Annotated in this window: 15 protein-coding genes and 1 pseudogene; 13 read left to right on the top strand and 3 right to left on the bottom strand. The window is 36.9% G+C overall.

Going from position 1 to position 17,475, the window contains the following annotated elements:
* Positions 1-256: 256 nt before the first annotated feature.
* The 11 genes and pseudogenes from ACMZ6Z_RS03265 to ACMZ6Z_RS03215 all read left to right on the top strand — a co-directional run bounded on the left by ACMZ6Z_RS03265 (position 257) and on the right by ACMZ6Z_RS03215 (position 10,648).
* On the top strand, positions 257-1,207 hold the full coding sequence (locus tag ACMZ6Z_RS03265) for a helix-turn-helix transcriptional regulator (RefSeq protein WP_416131202.1): 951 nt from the start codon (positions 257-259) through the stop codon (positions 1,205-1,207).
* 68 nt (positions 1,208-1,275) lie between these two features.
* Positions 1,276-1,734, top strand: a complete 459-nt coding sequence (locus tag ACMZ6Z_RS03260; protein WP_416131201.1) for a DnaA ATPase domain-containing protein — start codon at positions 1,276-1,278, stop codon at positions 1,732-1,734.
* Between the two features lie 155 nt (positions 1,735-1,889).
* The gene (locus ACMZ6Z_RS03255; protein ID WP_416131200.1) at positions 1,890-3,206 is read left to right on the top strand and encodes a DUF262 domain-containing protein; all 1,317 of its coding nucleotides are present in this window, start codon (positions 1,890-1,892) and stop codon (positions 3,204-3,206) included.
* Positions 3,207-3,208: 2 nt separating this feature from the next.
* Complete coding sequence (locus ACMZ6Z_RS03250; protein WP_416131199.1) at positions 3,209-5,008, top strand: DUF262 domain-containing protein; 1,800 nt, start codon at positions 3,209-3,211, stop codon at positions 5,006-5,008.
* Positions 5,009-5,102: 94 nt separating this feature from the next.
* Entirely contained in the window at positions 5,103-5,627 is a 525-nt protein-coding gene (locus ACMZ6Z_RS03245; protein WP_416131198.1) for an SWIM zinc finger family protein, read from the top strand.
* Between the two features lie 569 nt (positions 5,628-6,196).
* The gene (gene vga(F) / locus ACMZ6Z_RS03240) at positions 6,197-7,582 is read left to right on the top strand and encodes an ABC-F type ribosomal protection protein Vga(F) (protein ID WP_416131197.1); all 1,386 of its coding nucleotides are present in this window, start codon (positions 6,197-6,199) and stop codon (positions 7,580-7,582) included.
* A 309-nt stretch (positions 7,583-7,891) separates the two neighbouring features.
* Positions 7,892-8,914, top strand: a complete 1,023-nt coding sequence (locus ACMZ6Z_RS03235) for an IS30 family transposase (protein WP_079851277.1) — start codon at positions 7,892-7,894, stop codon at positions 8,912-8,914.
* Between the two features lie 176 nt (positions 8,915-9,090).
* A complete protein-coding gene (locus ACMZ6Z_RS03230) occupies positions 9,091-9,174 on the top strand; it encodes a 23S rRNA methyltransferase attenuation leader peptide (RefSeq protein ID WP_001814874.1) in 84 nt (27 codons plus the stop codon).
* Between the two features lie 124 nt (positions 9,175-9,298).
* Entirely contained in the window at positions 9,299-10,036 is a 738-nt protein-coding gene (erm(B), locus tag ACMZ6Z_RS03225) for a 23S rRNA (adenine(2058)-N(6))-methyltransferase Erm(B) (RefSeq protein WP_416131196.1), read from the top strand.
* A gap of 4 nt (positions 10,037-10,040) precedes the next feature.
* A pseudogene (locus ACMZ6Z_RS03220) lies at positions 10,041-10,109 on the top strand (rRNA adenine methyltransferase); the annotation flags it as partial.
* A 347-nt stretch (positions 10,110-10,456) separates the two neighbouring features.
* The gene (locus ACMZ6Z_RS03215) at positions 10,457-10,648 is read left to right on the top strand and encodes an Imm26 family immunity protein (protein WP_416131195.1); all 192 of its coding nucleotides are present in this window, start codon (positions 10,457-10,459) and stop codon (positions 10,646-10,648) included.
* Positions 10,649-11,223: 575 nt separating this feature from the next.
* On the opposite strand, the gene ACMZ6Z_RS03210 is transcribed toward ACMZ6Z_RS03215, so the two are convergent.
* On the bottom strand, positions 11,224-11,898 hold the full coding sequence (locus tag ACMZ6Z_RS03210; protein WP_416131204.1) for a S24 family peptidase: 675 nt from the start codon (positions 11,896-11,898) through the stop codon (positions 11,224-11,226).
* An 89-nt stretch (positions 11,899-11,987) separates the two neighbouring features.
* On the opposite strand from ACMZ6Z_RS03210, the gene ACMZ6Z_RS03205 reads away from it, so the two are divergent.
* Both ACMZ6Z_RS03205 and ACMZ6Z_RS03200 read left to right on the top strand, forming a co-directional pair.
* Positions 11,988-13,778: an ImmA/IrrE family metallo-endopeptidase gene (locus ACMZ6Z_RS03205; protein ID WP_416131194.1), complete on the top strand. Its 1,791-nt coding sequence runs from the start codon at positions 11,988-11,990 to the stop codon at positions 13,776-13,778.
* Between the two features lie 347 nt (positions 13,779-14,125).
* Positions 14,126-14,695, top strand: a complete 570-nt coding sequence (locus tag ACMZ6Z_RS03200; RefSeq protein ID WP_416131193.1) for a hypothetical protein — start codon at positions 14,126-14,128, stop codon at positions 14,693-14,695.
* Positions 14,696-14,734: 39 nt separating this feature from the next.
* On the opposite strand, the gene ACMZ6Z_RS03195 is transcribed toward ACMZ6Z_RS03200, so the two are convergent.
* Both ACMZ6Z_RS03195 and ACMZ6Z_RS03190 read right to left on the bottom strand, forming a co-directional pair.
* Entirely contained in the window at positions 14,735-16,690 is a 1,956-nt protein-coding gene (locus tag ACMZ6Z_RS03195; RefSeq protein ID WP_416131192.1) for a DNA polymerase, read from the bottom strand.
* Between the two features lie 234 nt (positions 16,691-16,924).
* Positions 16,925-17,473, bottom strand: coding sequence for a DUF2815 family protein (locus ACMZ6Z_RS03190; RefSeq protein ID WP_204108528.1), 549 nt, complete (start codon positions 17,471-17,473; stop codon positions 16,925-16,927).
* Positions 17,474-17,475 lie beyond the last annotated feature (2 nt).

Raw genomic sequence — 17,475 nt, 5'->3', positions numbered from 1 at the left:
CGAGTGTGTTGCTCTGCTCGTAAAAGAGTAGGAACCTTTGAACGAAAGGGATAATGAAAAGCCTTGATTGCAAGGCTTTTTCTTATGTGGTTGGGAAGTATCAGAGTGAGTAGAAGTGATAGTATGAAATTATCCAATTCTATTTTCATTTACCGACTTTTCAAAATCGCCTAAATGGTTGCTTCTGTAAATGGTGGTAACAATTGAATATAAACTGTTAGAGATGTTATAATGTTTCTAAGGAATCGAGGTAAATATGAACGATCAAGAACGCTTACTAACTGTTTTTCTACGTTTGCAGTCAGGTGCTCATCTTTCTAAGTTACAGTTAGCCGATGAATTTGGAGTTAGTGAAAAAACAATACAGAGAGATTTTTCTCTATTAGGTCATTACTTGGAATCTCAGCCTATAGTTGCAGCGGAGCTTGCCTATGATGCAAAATACCATACCCGTTATCTAAAAGGGAAATCCTTATTTAATAAAAAGGATATTTTGGTCATATCAAAGATTTTATTAGAAAACCGTTCTTTGAACAAAGAGGAAAATCAGTCTCTGATCGATAGTTTGCTAGCTTTAATTTCTAAAGAGGAACAAAAAGAGGTTTCTCAAATTATTGCGAGCGAACTACTAAATTATGCGCCATTGTCAGATACTCAAAATCGAATTGATAAAATCTGGGAATGGTCGGACTTGATACGAAAAGAGCTAGTTCTAGACATTCGATATCAATCTCCTTACAATAGTGAAAAGCAGCATACCATTCTTCCTGTATCCCTTTACTATGATGTACATTATTTTTATGTTGTGGCATATAATTTGACTTACGAGTCATATATGACCCTAAAATTGGATAGAATAATAGATTGGAAAGTATCAAAAGAAAAGAAACCCCAGATTTCTTACGGGAAGAAGTTTCGTGATGGAGAAGTACGGAACAAACGTGTTGATTCATTTATGGGACGAGAGTTGACGATTAGAGCTCAATTTGCCTATGACCCTACCATTGTAACGGATCAATTTCCAACCGCTAGGATTATTGAACATACGTCCGAAGGAGTTATCGTTGAATTTATCAGTCAAGACACACCAGGATTAAAACGATGGCTGCTGAGTCAAGCAGATGCTTTGACAGTGCTTTCTCCTGCAACGTTAGTAGATGATATGAAGAATTTTCTGATAAGAATGCAGCAAAATTATGACAAATAGATTTGATTGGACAAATATTGTCCATGGAGTCTTTTATAATAAACTTATCAAAAAATGAGGTATAAAAGATGAAACCAGTCAATAAAAATCAAATATTTGAGAATTTTTCAGTCCATGATGGAAATGCTTGGGCTTTAGCTGCATTAAAGACTGTTATTGAGGATAAGAATTACTACAATCCGGTTTATATATACGGTAAAGAAGGAAAAACACATTTACTAAATGCTACAAAAAACGCACTACAATCTGAATTAAAGGAGGTAATCTTATTATCAGCAGAAAATGTAACCAATAATTTAGTAAAAAATCTCACATCTTCTAAATTTGACTATATCTTAATAGATGATTTGAATCTAATGCCCAAAGATGCCATACTTGAGGAACAACTAGCCATGCTGATTGAAGTAAACAAGAAACAGCTGATTATTTCATCAACTGTCGCTCCCAAAGACTTAGAAGTAGGTAGTAAATTACAGGAACGACTTCAATGGGGATTGATAACAAATATCATGTTAGAAAATCATTGATATGTGAATTCAATACAGATAAGACGACCAACAGGCAATAATGAATCGTTATCAATCAATTTATTTCTTGTGTTCTCTGACTATTAATTGCGGATTTTTGAAGGTTTGTATGTGTTATAATGACGGAGTTAGATTTCAATAAGGAGGAATGTATTTTGACGTTAATTCAAGATGAATTAAAAATCATCAGCGTAAATGAGTTAATGAATATCAATTTAAAGATTCCAGATTATCAACGTCCATATCGTTGGTCATCTAGTTCAACCAATAGCCTTTTTGCAGATACCTATGGAGCTTATAAGTTAGGCATTGAGGAGTATAGATTAGGTTCGGTTATTTTGCATAGGGCATGGAATTATAACAACCAACATTACGATTATAATCTAGTTGATGGACAGCAACGGACTACAACCTTATCTATTTTACTCTATGCGCTTGGTGAAAAAAGCCAAAAACTTCTGAGTGAAAATTATAAACCTTCATCTCGTGATGCAATTTACAATAATTATAAATTACTCCAAAAGAGAGTAAATGAACTTACCAAGGAAGAACAAAGAAAATATAAAGAGTTTCTTGAAAAAAATTGTACTGTAGTAAAGATTGTGACAGATAGTGAGCAGGAGGCCTTTCAATTCTTTGATTCACAAAATTCACGTGGAAAAGCACTCAAGCCTCATGATTTATTGAAATCGTACCACTTGAGAGAAATGGCTCGAGATTCTGAGCAGTTAAAAATCAGATTGATTTCTGATTGGGAAGATACGGATCAAAATGCTCTTGAGGATTTGTTTAGAAATTATTTGTATCCAGTCATTCGATGGTTTAATAACAGGGATGGGCTACATTATTCATCTGATAAAATTCAGTATTTCAAAGGAATCAAGCAATCGAATACTTATAACTATGCGATTTATCATAAAGCCAGTAATATTTTCATTGAACAAGTTAATTCGAGTGGTTCAAGTGAATTGCTCAGTTCTGGGGAATTAAACCAATTTCAATTAACCCAACCAATTATTGCCGGAAAACGCTTCTTTGAGTGGACCTTACATTATTCAGCTTTATTGGAACGAGTTAAAAATAAAATTGATCGTTACCATAAAAAAGAAGAAGTCCCTGGAAGGCGAACTGGTGACATTTACATAAAACAACTTTATGAGGCTTCGTTGCTATTTTATGCTGATAGGTTTGGTTTTGAAACAATCGATGAATCGGTCATGCATCAGCTATACACTTGGTGTTATTCATTAAGATTACGAATGAAGGCTATTTATCCACAAACTATAAATAAGTATGCAATTGGTCAACATGATCGGATTAATTTGGGTAAAGATGTGTTTTCTATAATGAGTGAAATGAATGACCCGCAAGAATTGAAATCCATATTCTTAGAAAGTGTAGAAGAGAGCGATCTTCAAAGCAGTAGCTACAAAGCAATTTATGAATTAATTAAACAATGGAATGGGTGGTAATCATGGATAATCATTTAAAAATGATACCAGTTTCAAAAATATTTTCTGATGTTCATTATGAGGTTCCAATTTATCAACGAAATTACGCATGGGGTTCTGACCAAATTGAACAGTTAATTGAAGATATTATGAGTACTAAAGATGATTATTTTTTAGGTAATTTAATCGTTAATCAGAAGGATAATAACTTATATGAAGTCATTGATGGGCAACAACGCTTGACGACTTTATTTTTACTAGAAAGATACTTAGGTATGACGTTTGCTAATGATGCATTACGTTTTGAAGCTAGAGATAAGGCGAATAGAACGCTAGCAACATTACCCAATATAAACCAATTAACTGATGAGTTGCAGTCTTCGGAAATTAAAGAGGGCTATAAAATTATTGATGATTATTTTGAGAAGACAGGTCTGAAAGCAGAAAAAGAAAAAATCATCAAACGTTTGGATAAGGTGAATCTTATCCGTGTACAGGTACCTGCTAAAATTGACTTAAACCATTATTTTGAAATTATGAATACGCGTGGTGAGCAACTCGAATTGCATAACATTGCTAAAGCAAACATTTTATCAAAAATTTCATCACCAGAAGCTAAGAAAATAGCTAGTGATATTTGGGAATATTGTTCCAATATGGACTCTTATATTCAAATGAATTATCCTAAAAAGCAACGAGATAAGATATTCAGTGATGATTGGAGTAGCTTGTCTGATAGGATAGTTGACTTTGATTCATTAATCGGTTGCTATCAAAATGAAGCAGTAATGGAAGAAAGATTCACTCTTGAAGAAATACTTCAAGGTAAGAGAGTGATGAGTAGTGAATCAACATCAAGTGATGAGCTAGAGAATGAACGTTTTGAGTCGATTATTTCTTTCCCAAACTTCTTGTTGCAAGTCAATGAAGCAATTACGAGATCAAGTGCGGATGATGATTCAAGTTTGGATGACAAGAATTTTTTAATTAATCTTCAGAACAATTGGGCAGATGAGCGGTCGGCTAAGCACTTTCTATTCATGATGTTAAAAGCACGCGTATTGTTCGACAAATTTGTGTTAAAGCGTGAATTTGCACGTGATTACAAAGAAATAGGTAAATGGTCGTTACAAAGGCTCGAAAAATATCGTGATGCCAAAGGAGACAAACCAAAATATATCGGAACTTTTGGTGGAGATGAAGATAATCGAAATAGACAGATTCGAACTTTGCAATCTGCTTTACGTATAACATACACTTCTCCAAAAACAATGCATTGGATTTCATTGGTCTTATTGAGTTATTTTAATGATGAAAATGCAGATGTATTAGAGATTCTTGAAAATTATGCTCAATCAAAAGTTGATGCAACTAGATTTGAAACGGCTTCTGGATTTGGATTTGAACGAATCGTATTTAGTTATTTAGATTATTTGCTTTACCGAGATGGCTACTCATTCAATGGTCATGAAATAATACATCCGCTATCGAATGACTGGCAATTTCAGTTTAGAAGTTCAATTGAACATTTCTACCCTCAACATCCAACTGAATTGTCCCCTTGGGCTGATGCAGATCTGAATTGCTTTGGTAATTTAGCCTTGATTACGGTATCTGGTAATTCTACTTTTAATAATGCAATGCCTGTCGGAAAAGCAAGTACAAACCCAGGGATTATTGCGCAGAGTTTGAAGTTGAAAATCATGGCTGAAATGATGGGACAAAATAATAATATTTGGGATCAAAAATTGGCGCACATCCATCAGGACGAAATGTTTAATATTCTTAAATTTAGAGGGGGAAATAGAGTAGGTAACATTTAATCAAATAAGCTGTTTCAAAGGTCTATTAGTAGCTTAAACTCAAGAAATACGCTAGGGTTTTAGAAATAATTAACTAATAAAGGAAGGCAGTTCTATGAGTATTTGGGATGATTTAAAATTGGTTCATTTAGCCAGCCAAGCTTCTTTTAGTAGAGGATTTGGTTATTATCAAAGTAAATGTACCTTGAATAGTGAAGAAGTTGGAGAGGGGATTTATAAGGGGCAGGTTAGTGGTTCTAAGGATAAGATTTATGATGTTATCATAGATATCTATCATCCTAGAAAATCAATCTGTACCTGTCCATTTGCGACTGGAAGACGAGTAATTTGTAAACACATGGTTGCATTATATTTTTCCCATTTTCCAGAGCAAGCTGAAGCTGTAATTGCAGAATGGGAAGAGCAAGAACGTGAAAAAGAAAAACGTCACCAAGAATGGCAAGCTGAATATTCTGCTTTTCGACAGCAAAGGCTTGAGGAAGTTACGGCTTATGTTTGGAGCTTAAATAATGAACAAATCAGAGAAGAATTAATTAAATCTCTGATGAAAGAATTCGATAATAACTACCCAGATGATGATGAATATTTTTATGAAGATGAAGAGGATTACTATTTTTGATGGAAAGTTATTTCTTAATCTTGAAAAAATTTTCCTACGGTTATTTTTAGTAACTATAAATAGTATTGTATGATGCATGGCGTTTTAATGATTTGACAAATTCATTGAACTTGTTTAGAATAAATATATAAAATACGTGAGGTGAAGTTACATGAATAATTAAGCTGCTTATTAGTCGTTCTTAAAACTTGTTGAAAATCAATTATTTGATAATTTAGTCATTTAGTTTGCTTTTAGTACTTGCTCCAACAGTCTAGGAATAGACTGTTGGAGGTCGGAAATAGAGCGAATGATGTTCGCACCAAAAGCTGCAGGCTGTACTGAAGTACGGCAAAGCGAGTTCAAACAATCCAGTGGAGTGTTTGAAGTTGGAAATAAGGAAACGATGTTTCCTCTTACGTCTAAGTAATAAAAGATAAACTAAATGACTACACAAGGGATAAGACTGCTCATAAGGGCTTACTATTCGTGTGGCTTTTTCCATTGGAAAAGGTCATGTTTTGCATGGCTTTTTTCTTGTGTCATTTTTTGAAGAATAGAAGCCCTTTTTGTGAAGAAAAGAGGTCTATATGGAAGTAATGAAATGTATTCAATTAGAGAAGGAATTTGCGGGACGTAGTTTGTTTACAATCCAGCAGTTGAGCCTTCAAACTGGTCAAAAGGTTGGTTTGGTTGGAAATAATGGTGTTGGCAAGTCTACTTTTTTGAAAATCTTACTAGGACTGGATAGGGATTTTGCCGGTCAGATTGAGGTAAAAGCAGACTGGGCTTATGTACCCCAGTTACAGGAAAGGAGCTCGCTTTCAGGTGGGGAACAGGTTTGGAAGTCTATTCAAGAGGCTTTTGCCCAAAGACCACAGTTGTTAATCATGGATGAACCGACTGCCAATCTGGACCAAGAACACCAGGAAAAGCTAATCAAACAAATCAAACGCTATCGAGGTAGTCTACTAGTTGTTAGTCATGATCGGCATTTTCTCAATCAAATAGCCAGTCACATTTGGCATTTAGAAGAAGGAAAGGTTCAGGTTTATACAGGAAATTACGAGGCGTTTGTAGAAAGTCGCCGAGCTAGGCGAAAAGGACAGCAGGAGGCCTATGAAGCCTATCAGAAAAAAGTCGCTCAACTAAAAAAAGCCCAACAAGAGCGTCAGGTCAAGGCTCAGAAGATGGGGAAGAAAAAGAAAGGTATTTCTTCCTCAGAGTGGAAGGTTAGTGCTATGATGGGTTCCTATGATAGTCAAGCCAAGTCAATGGCTAAGTCTGCTAAACAGTTAGAGAAAAGGATTGAGAGGTTGGAAAAGGTTAGTCAGCCCAGAAGGGAGGCTCATATTAAAATGGAATCAAAAGGGGCCTTAGATACTGATTTACATAGACTATTTCTTTTGCAAGCAGGTCAAGTTTTGATGGATGAAGTGCATCTATTTGATTTCCCTCAGATAGGGATGACGTTTGGAGAGAAGTTAGCCTTAGTGGGGTCAAATGGCTGTGGAAAAACAAGTTTTGTTCGGAAATTGATTTCAAAAGAATTAGAAGGCTATTACAATCCAAAATTAAAAATTGCTTATTTTTCCCAGGGTTTGACAAGTCTCAATGAAGAAGAAACAGCCTTTGTGAATGCTAGCTCGACGTCGCTTCAAGATAGGGTAACGGTTCTCAATTTATTGGGCATGTTGGGACTTTCTTACGATAAGGCCCAGCAGAAGGTAGCAAATCTGTCTGGTGGTGAACGTGTTCGGCTTTCCTTGGCCAAGGTCTTGTTATCGGATGCCAATCTTTTAATTGTAGATGAGCCTACAAACTATTTGGACATTACAGCCATCGAAGCTCTGGAGAAATTTTTGCAGGAATACCAGGGAAGTGTCCTCTTGATTTCCCATGATCAGCGGTTTGTTGAGAGTGTTGTGCACAGAAAATGGTTGGTTGAGAATAATCAGCTAACTGAGCAACCATAGATGTACTCGCTTATTCTCTATTTTATGACATTGATGTATTGATATTTTCCTTAGAAGGAAAGAATTAAATATAGGGTATTTTTGATAGAAAGGCTTAGAATAAATAACGGCGTAATAGTAGAAAAGATTACAGGTAATTACCCACTATATTTTAGCGAGAAGTATGGCGTTAATTTAGAAGCTGAAAAGAAATTTGCAATTGTAACAATAAATAACAAAAATCCCGTGTTGTAAAATGAAGTGCAACAAAAAAGACATGCTCGTCTGATATACTAGAATTCCCCAACTCAGTATAGAAAGCAGATGAACATGTCCACTAATCATTCTACCAAAAAATCGTTATACTCACACCTTTCAGCCTCTGAACGCGGAGAAATCAGCGCCTATCTCAAGATGGGTAAGAACCCCTCTGAGATTGCTCGTCTGCTTGGGCGTCATCGCTCAACCATCAGTCGTGAAATCAAACGAGGAAGTGTTTCTCAGGTTCAAGATAAGAACGGGAAACGAATCTACTCAACGGTTTACTTTCCAGATAGTGGTCAACGTGTTTATGAAATCAATCGTCGAAAAAGTGCCTATCATAAACTATCATACTGCTCCCAGACATTCTTCAAGGAACTTGAGAAAGCCCTGAAAACGAAACCTCGTTGTCACAGTGTTGATAGCTTTGTTCAAACTTACCGAGAAAAACATCCACTGGAAGTTATCCCTTCCACCAAGACAGTGTATCGGTACATCAAAGACGGACTGTTGAGGGTTAAACCGATTGATTTACCTAAGATGGTGTGCATCCGAAAACGGTCTAAAGTAAGGCCTAAGGCCACGAAGAAAATCTTAGGAAAATCCATTGAAGAACGTCCAGAAACTATTACTAATCGCTCTGAATTTGGACATTGGGAGATTGATTTGGTTCTTGGCAAGAAGACCAAAGGGGAAGCTGTTGTCATGACTCTAGTAGAGCGTCAAACACGATTTGCCATCGCTGTAAAACTGGCTAATAAACAAGCAGAAACTATCAATAGGGCTGTTAAGAGCCTACTATCACAGTACCCTATTCGCTCTATCACATCGGACAATGGCTCAGAGTTCAGTAGCTTGTCAGACTTAAAAGGTGTGGAAGTCTATTTTGCCCATCCTTATGCTTCTCATGAAAGAGGAACAAATGAAAATTTCAATGGTCTCTTGAGAGAGTTTCTCCCAAAAGGTGTCTCTCTTAACTCACTAACGACAGAAGAACTCAATCACTACGTCTCTGCTATCAATGACAGACCTAGACGACTTCACAAGTATAAAACCGCAAATATTTTGTTTGGGCTAGCCCAAACAGCTTAACCTCTGGAACTCTAGTTATCAATGAACTTGTTGCACTTGACTTGACAAGTGGGGAAAATTTGAAAATTAAAGAAATGTAAAAAAAAAGCCTAGCAAAAAAAGCTAAAATTTTGTATAATAGGAATTGAAGTTAAATTAGATGCTAAAAATTTGTAATTAAGAAGGAGGGATTCGTCATGTTGGTATTCCAAATGCGTAATGTAGATAAAACATCTACTGTTTTGAAACAGACTAAAAACAGTGATTACGCAGATAAATAAATACGTTAGATTAATTCCTACCAGTGACTAATCTTATGACTTTTTAAACAGATAACTAAAATTACAAACAAATCGTTTAACTTCTGTATTTGTTTATAGATGCAATCACTTCAGGAGAGATTACATGAACAAAAATATAAAATATTCTCAAAATTTTTTAACGAGTGAAAAAGTACTCAACCAAATAATAAAACAATTGAATTTAAAAGAAACCGATACCGTTTACGAAATTGGAACAGGTAAAGGGCATTTAACGACGAAACTGGCTAAAATAAGTAAACAGGTAACGTCTATTGAATTAGACAGTCATCTATTCAACTTATCGTCAGAAAAATTAAAACTGAATACTCGTGTCACTTTAATTCACCAAGATATTCTACAGTTTCAATTCCCTAACAAACAGAGGTATAAAATTGTTGGGAGTATTCCTTACCATTTAAGCACACAAATTATTAAAAAAGTGGTTTTTGAAAGCCGTGCGTCTGACATCTATCTGATTGTTGAAGAAGGATTCTACAAGCGTACCTTGGATATTCACCGAACACTAGGGTTGCTCTTGCACACTCAAGTCTCGATTCAGCAATTGCTTAAGCTGCCAGCGGAATGCTTTCATCCTAAACCAAAAGTAAACAGTGTCTTAATAAAACTTACCCGCCATACCACAGATGTTCCAGATAAATATTGGAAGCTATATACGTACTTTGTTTCAAAATGGGTCAATCGAGAATATCGTCAACTGTTTACTAAAAATCAGTTTCATCAAGCAATGAAATACGCCAAAGTAAACGATTTAAGTACCGTTACTTATGAGCAAGTATTGTCTATTTTTAATAGTTATCTATTATTTAACGGGAGGAAATAATTCTATGAGTCGCTTTTTTAAATTTGGAAAGTTACACGTTACTAAAGGGAATGGAGATAAATTATTAGGTATAGGGCACCTCTAATAACTACCAATTAATTCACCTCAAAATGAAATTAGAAAAAAACAGCGAAATTTTTAAATCTATTTCTTATCGATACAAATTCCTCGTAGGCGCTCGGGACCCCAACATGAGGAAATGTTTTTATAAAAAAAGGTTTTAGTAGTTCTGATCAATTGGTCATTTGCGAATGTGAAGATGGTATGTTTTATTTCCAAAATCAAGATTCTTTGAATAATGAGTTACCTGTCTTTAGGGATGAGGAATATTATGCAAGTGATTTTATAGAGTTTCTGCTAAAAAGAATTGCGGAGTAACTGTTCTAGGAACCCCAACTTCATTGATTAGGAGATAAGTCAATGATAGATATACCTGATTATGATAATTTATTAATTCCTCCTGTTATAGTAAGTGATGATTATTGGAAAAAGGGGTATTTCTACACTATATCAAATATTCCTTTGACTGAGGAAGAAAAATCCATTGATTTTGGATTTTTAAAATTCATTTCAAAACTAATTTTTTCTGTAAAGAAAATGGGGAAATCCTAGAAAAGGAACCTAAATTATTAGGAATCCATGGATTAACAACTATTACAGGGATTGCGACTGATGTAGAGAGAGTTGATCATAGATCCCACATTACTAGAAATAACAAATGAAAAAGAGTAGTTGCTACTAGATAAATGTAGTTTTTAATCATAGTAGTTTACATTATGCTAGAAGCTGGCTATCTTCGAGAGTATTTGTTTTGATATTTTTGGATTTCTTTAAAAAGATAGTTTGGGATTCGATGGTTGATTTAAGAGGGCAAATTTGCCCTCTTTTTGAGTTTATTGTATAATATGATACTATTGCTTAAATATCCTAAAAATCTGTATCAGGTTGATGGTAGACAGGTAACAAAATTTAGAATACTGCTATAACTTCTAATGAAGAATCTGTTATTGCTGATTTGCCATTCAGAGAAGGGTTGGGGCGATTATCAAGCAAGGTGCTAAAGAGACCGATTCCCAGATTATTATAAACTCGATTAGCTATTCAGAGTTACATCAATTACTTGTTGGATAGGAAGTATTTATAAAATACTCAAAAATCCCTTGAAGAATTAATTTCTTCAAGGAATTTTACTGTTCCATAGGCATAAAGTTCCCAACTATTTTCCCCACAATCCTTGGTTCATCCTCTGCTAGGGCAAATTTGTCTGGGTAATCCTTATTGATGGAGACCAGACGGAAGCCGTTGTCTTCAAGGTAGACTTTCTTGATGTAAAGTTGTTCATTCCAGGCAATGGCGTAGACTGCCCCATCGTAGTCAAAGCCTCCCTCTCTGATGAGGACGACTTCCCCATCTTGGTAGACCGGCTCCATGGAATGCCCTGTGATCCAAGTTGCCACATCGTATAGGTAGTCCTTGTCCGTAAAGACTTCTCTGGTCTCATATTCGTCGTAGAAACCAGCCCCGTTGCCTGCAGAGAGGGCGATATTATCAAGAACCTGTACACTAAAGAGAGGCACAACTTTTTGTGCCCTGAGAAGGTCGTGAGTTAGCTCATCGACCTTCTTTTTGTTGACTTTGTTTAGCTGTTTGTAGAGGGTTATGTGTGGGTGCTCTTCCTGAAGGTCACTAGGCTTGATGTCTAGAACTTGAGCCAGTTCCTTGAGATGTTTCTTATTGGGGACAGTTTTGCCTGTCTCCCAAGCTGAAAGGGTAGCTCTCGTAACTCCTAGTTGATTGGCGATAGTGGTTTGAGATAGTTTTTTTGCTAATCGATGTTCTTTTAATTTATTGGCTGAAAACATGGTTTCTTCCTCTTTTGTCAAGTTATAACTTGACAATATTATATCATAGGATATAATAGAATTCAAGAGAAATGGAAGGCAGGTTTCGTATGCCGATTGTAAAGTTTGTGATTGAGCACTGTTCAAAAGCGGTTATTGAGGATATTAAACGTCTTATGGAGGAGAATAAGTCCCTCTTTACAGTGACTTCAACCCCTGGGCTTAAGGTTGTTCACGACATTTTTTATCAACGTGCAGGTGTGATTTCCGTGCATCCTCGATTAAAGACTGCCAATTTAATTTTACTTCATGTTAGTCTTCAAGTAGAATCGGAAGGATGTTTTGGCTTTGATGGTTATGATGACTGGTGTCAGGTGACTTCAGAGCTGACACTGGATTACTATTTGTCCTTTCATAAATCTAGTGGCTACGACTTACTATTCGTAAAAGCTAGGGCTGGTGTGAAAGACAATTATGATGAGATAAATTCTTTGAGGCAAGACCTGATTCCTTATATTTCATCTGCTCGTTATGAGGACGAGGCGGAGCGTTTTCTTCGTGAAATTTATCCAGAAGCTCTTGCTAGCCCCATGCCAATTGATGCCTTTGATGTGGCATCACGATTGAATCTGGAAGCTAAACCCCACGCTTTTGGTAGCTGCGGTCAGGTATTAGGAAGGACCTATTTTAAGTCAATCAAAGAAGATACTGGCATGGTTGCGGAAGGGACGGTTCTTTATGAGACTAATCATGGCAATGCTGGTCGTCTCAGTAATACGATTATACACGAGTGTTTCCATTGGTATAAACATAGGCACTATTTTGCCTTGAAGAACCTATTAGAGTCGGATCAATCTGTCTATAGTGATACGAAGACTGCATGGTATTGGTTGGAGAGACAAGCAAAGTCAATTACTCCTCGAATCCTCATGCCAAAGGAGATGTTTCTTAAGAAAGCCAATTCTTTGATAGAGGACTGGAAAACTTACTCTCATTTTGGCTATCTTTCTATTTTGGACCATGTGATTTCTGAGTTGGCTGACTTCTTTCAAGTATCCCGTCAGTCTGCTAAAATTCGATTGGTTGAATTAGGTTTTAGGGAAGCAAAAGGTATTTTAGAATACATTGATGGTGCTTACCTTCCTATCTTTGCTTTCGGAGATACGGAACTCAAGAACAATCAGACCTTTTCGATTTCACTTGCTGAACTGGAGCGGTTGATGGAAGAGGATGAATCGTTCGCAAAGGTGTTGAGTTCAGGTCTCTATGTTTACATCGAATCTCATTTGGTCATGAACTTGCCAAAGTTTGTGACAAAGGATGAATGGGGAAATTTAGTTCTTACAGAAGAGGCACGGTATCATTTAGATGAGTGCGCCTTGCTGTTTGAGTATCACCGTGCAGATGGCAATCAGAATGAGATTACCTACCAAGACTTTGTCTTGAACCGTGCTCAGTTCAGTAATATCTCCTTTGAGTTGGTCTATCACAATGGCTATGAAAATTCGACCAAGGAAAAACAAGAACAAGCCCTTATCAAGCAGTTGGAAGAGGAGGATCAGATTTATAATCAGTTATCTAACGATTTTGAAGCTTCGATGAAGGTTGTCAAGAAATGGCGGAAGGTGACTTACAAAGAAATTGGAGAAGAACTTAATTATACAGAAAAACAAATTAGTCGCCTTTTCAAAGGAGAGGGTAGCTTAGAATTATTTATTCTCGTTTGTGTATACCTGAACCTACCACCCAGTATTTCTAAACATCTGCTAGAGAAATCGAAGTGGAAATTAGATCCAGGTAACATTACTCACCGTCGCTATCAACTGGTATTAAATACATTGCATAGCCAATCAGTTCCCCAAGTCAAAGCATTTTTAGAAAAAATTGGTATTTCAATCTAAAAAACGGACATAAGTTAGTTCGTTTTTTGTACTTTTTGCATTCAATTTGGCAAGTATCCTAGTCATTTTTATGGGAAAGTATTATTTTTAGAAGGTTAGTGAATCGGACATCAAGGAGTCTGATTCTTTTTTTATTTGTGTGAGATACTAAAAATATAAACAAACCTAGTTCATGACTTGCTACTGATCCTAGCGAACCTCAAAGTTATGAAATAGGGTTACACAGTCAGTCTGTGAGGTTAGCTGACCGATAACATAGAGGAAAGTAACTATGCGGTCAAGAATATTTTTTGCATGCCTTGATTTGTCATGTGTGCTTTCGGTATTAACTGGGAAGCCAATTAATCATGACAATCAATGTCAACTTTTTCAACTACTGTCAAGCTCAATCTTCATCAACTGGAGTACATCCAACTGAAAGTGAAGTACTAGCACCTATGTTTGTACAGGATTACAACATGACCTCACACCATTCAGGGTTGCTACGTGGTACGTTTCGTCAATGTCGTATCATGGGTATTCCAATACTAACTGCTTTTGTTCCAGTTGCAGAAGAGGATTATGAACAGATGGTCTGGTGGTATAATAACTCAGTTAATGATTATCTCAAAGATTTTCGTAAGCCTAGTAAAAATGCCCCTAAGATTTCATCTTGGGAAGCATTCACAGAGAAACAAGATTTACCAAATATCGATGATGGGATTGAGCTTTATCTATTCATGGATCAATTTGAGTTTTTGAAATCAAAACTTGTAGAATCAAATTTTCAAGCACCAGAAATTTTGGAATTGCTATTTGATGGTTATGAAAATAAGGAAATCTTTGAAAAGCTAGGAGTACAGAAATCTGCTGGCTATAAGAAAGTAAAAAATACTCAGAAAGAAGGGTTAGAGCTTTACAAAGAATTAAATAAATAACAGATTCGCCATCTCAATTTCTGAGGTGGCGATTTTTTGCTAGTCCTTTTGATAGAATAAGCATTCGTATCCGTCGGCACGAAGGTTAATATCAGACATCCAGTCTGGTGCTATCCCCATCAACGATGCAATCTCATCAAGCTTTCGTTCCATTGGACATTCTATAATAACTTCATCATGTACATGTCCTACAATCTTGAATTCTTTTAGTTGTTTCAAAGCAAATGCAAGAATGTCTCTACTGATAGCTTGGACAATGTTCTCAACAAATTTTGGACCATAACTTTCTAGTCTCTCCCAACGTTTGGCAGTTCCAGTTCCTTCGTAAGTGACAGACTCTCCACCGAACTGGTTCTCGCCAATTCTTGGCTTGATATATGCTAGTTTGCGACCAGAAGGAAGGGTGATGAACAATATGCCACTTTTGACTTCAAATTGAATATTTTGAGTAGATGTTGGAAGTAGTTCCTTTACAGCAATCTTAACCGCTTTGTCGACATCCCACCATAAGAGAACGATATTGGGATTTGCTTGTCGCCAAGAGTTCACTAGTGGTTGGAGTTCTTCCTCCGATAGTCCCATATCAATTGCTCCCATGGCTTTGAGTGCACCGACTGAACCACCATATCCGCAAGCAAGTTCCGCAATTTTCCCTTTTTGTCTCAATTCAGAATTTTGTCCGTGTTTTTCAACTGGTACTCCAAACATCTGAGAAGCGGACATACAGTAGATGTCTTTTCCCAGTTCAAATACCTTACTACGCCATCTCTCCCCTGCCAAGTGGGACAGGATTCGAGCTTCGATAGCTGAAAAGTCGCAAACAATGAATTTCTTTCCTTTACTAGGGACAAAGGTCGTTCGGATAAGTTGAGATAAGGTATCTTGTGTGTCGTAGAGTAGCTCAGTAGCTTCTAAGTCACCTGTTCTGAAAAGTTCTCTAGCTTCCTCTAGGTCAGGAAGATGGTTCTGTGGTAAATTCTGAAGCTGTACCAAACGGCCAGCCCATCGACCTGTACGGTTAGCTCCGTAAAATTGAAACATCCCCCTTGCTCGACCGTCCTTACAAACACAGTTCATCATGGCTTGATATTTGGATACACTTGATTTGGCGGCTTGCTGACGAAGTTTAAGAACTTGAGCAGTCGTATGATCAACCATTTTGAGAAGTTCTTTCACCGCTTTTTTGTCGAGTGAATCTGTAGTTACTCCATGTTCACGTAGCCAGCCAATCATCTGTAGAACAGAGTTGGGATTTTCTAGACTTGTTAAAGCTTTCAGTTCCTCTTGGATTTGAGCTTTGCTCTCTGTATCAATTTTGATTGCTGCTTTAACAAAATCAACATCTATGCCAATACCTCGGTCGTTGATAATCTGATCCTGGAGGTACTCATCCCAAACAAAATCAGGTACTGGGAAGTTTTTCAGTCGTTCCTTGATGGCCAATTCGACCTCAACATCACGTCTGTTGTAATCGATAAAGGTAGCCCACTTGTCAGGCGCGTGATGAGGAAAGTTACGAACTCGCCCTCCATTGACTTTGGTAGGCTTACAAGGTACGCAAAAGTAGCGAATGAGGTCAGCCCCCTCTCTCATCTTTTTGTCTTTAAGTTTGAGAACTGTTCCAACCCCTTCTAAGGAAAGTGGGAGTCCTAAATAGGCGGACCAAATCATGCTACATCTCCATGAATTAGGCGAGAGAAATCCATCTGATAAGAATTCAGGATGATATTTCTTGAGCCAGTTGGATATGCAAATTCGCTCAAATGAAGCGTTGAATGCCCATTTTATGACACTATCATTCACCAAGGCCTCAAGGATATCTTGTGGAAATTTCTCTTTAGTTAAGTCATATACAGTAACTGGTCCATTATCGACAGATACCGCAAACAAAAGGATTTCAAAACTGTCATCTTCCGCATAGCGATAGACACCAGATTTTCGTAAGTCAATTTCACAATAAGTTTCGATGTCTATACTGATCTCTTTAATTGGCATAGTTTGTCCTTTCTGAAAAAGGTGACAGAAGTACTGCCACCTTGAGTTCTATTTGTTTTTTCGACTGAGTGGTGTTTGACTAAGTTTTTCTTTATTTTGCTTTGCCTTTCGTTCCATTTCATTTCGAATGTCATCTCTAATGGTCATATATCCGAAGTATAGTCCGATAAGCACCCAGAGGCTCATAATAGTACAAGTTAAAATAGTATACATCATTAATCTAATTCTCTCTTTCTAGTTCAAAAAGTCATCATCGTCTTCTGTCGCAAAATCATCTTCAGCACGAGTGCGACCACCGAGGGGCTCGCCATCACGCAATTTTTGCAAGTTATTCAAACCGCAAGCAATCCCTTTATTGCCATTGGAATTAAATGCGTAGAAGGTAATAGAAGCACGTCCGTAGATGCCTGAATACAATTCTGATGTATCAATGATTTCTTGACGATTTCCGTCAACCACCCCAGGTTTGTGTGGAGAGTTGGCATTCACAAAGTAAGCATTTTTGTATGCTTCATCATCAGGGCGTTCAAGGTCACCATCACGAAGTGGAGTTTTCAGAGTAGATAATGCAGGTACAGATTTACCGTTGCCCTTAAGTTTTGACTCACCTTCTTTGTATGCTTGCTCAATAGCGGCATTGATTTTGTTAATGGTTACGGTATCCTCTTTTGGGATGATGAGAGAGGCACTGTACTTGGGAGTGCTACCGTTAATCGACTTTGGCTCATTGGCATTTAAGTAGCTGAAGCGAGTGTTTGGTCCTGTAATTACTTTAGTTGTCATAT

This window comes from Streptococcus pluranimalium (assembly GCF_047785705.1).
Classification (GTDB): Bacteria; Bacillota; Bacilli; order Lactobacillales; family Streptococcaceae; genus Streptococcus; species Streptococcus pluranimalium_A.
The sequence above is the reverse complement of the archived record's forward strand: the minus strand, read 5'-3'. Positions and strand labels throughout refer to the sequence as shown.

Bases quoted from the DNA above. Each gene is read 5' to 3' on its own strand.
- ACMZ6Z_RS03265 (WP_416131202.1), top strand. From the start codon at position 257: ATGAACGATCAAGAACGCTTACTAACTGTTTTTCTACGTTTGCAGTCA.
- ACMZ6Z_RS03260 (WP_416131201.1), top strand. From the start codon at position 1,276: ATGAAACCAGTCAATAAAAATCAAATATTTGAGAATTTTTCAGTCCAT.
- ACMZ6Z_RS03250 (WP_416131199.1), top strand. From the start codon at position 3,209: ATGGATAATCATTTAAAAATGATACCAGTTTCAAAAATATTTTCTGAT.
- ACMZ6Z_RS03245 (WP_416131198.1), top strand. From the start codon at position 5,103: ATGAGTATTTGGGATGATTTAAAATTGGTTCATTTAGCCAGCCAAGCT.
- ACMZ6Z_RS03235 (WP_079851277.1), top strand. From the start codon at position 7,892: ATGTCCACTAATCATTCTACCAAAAAATCGTTATACTCACACCTTTCA.
- ACMZ6Z_RS03230 (WP_001814874.1), top strand. From the start codon at position 9,091: ATGTTGGTATTCCAAATGCGTAATGTAGATAAAACATCTACTGTTTTG.
- ACMZ6Z_RS03215 (WP_416131195.1), top strand. From the start codon at position 10,457: ATGATAGATATACCTGATTATGATAATTTATTAATTCCTCCTGTTATA.
- ACMZ6Z_RS03210 (WP_416131204.1), bottom strand. From the start codon at position 11,898: ATGTTTTCAGCCAATAAATTAAAAGAACATCGATTAGCAAAAAAACTA.
- ACMZ6Z_RS03205 (WP_416131194.1), top strand. From the start codon at position 11,988: ATGCCGATTGTAAAGTTTGTGATTGAGCACTGTTCAAAAGCGGTTATT.
- ACMZ6Z_RS03200 (WP_416131193.1), top strand. From the start codon at position 14,126: ATGACAATCAATGTCAACTTTTTCAACTACTGTCAAGCTCAATCTTCA.
- ACMZ6Z_RS03195 (WP_416131192.1), bottom strand. From the start codon at position 16,690: ATGCCAATTAAAGAGATCAGTATAGACATCGAAACTTATTGTGAAATT.
- ACMZ6Z_RS03190 (WP_204108528.1), bottom strand. From the start codon at position 17,473: ATGACAACTAAAGTAATTACAGGACCAAACACTCGCTTCAGCTACTTA.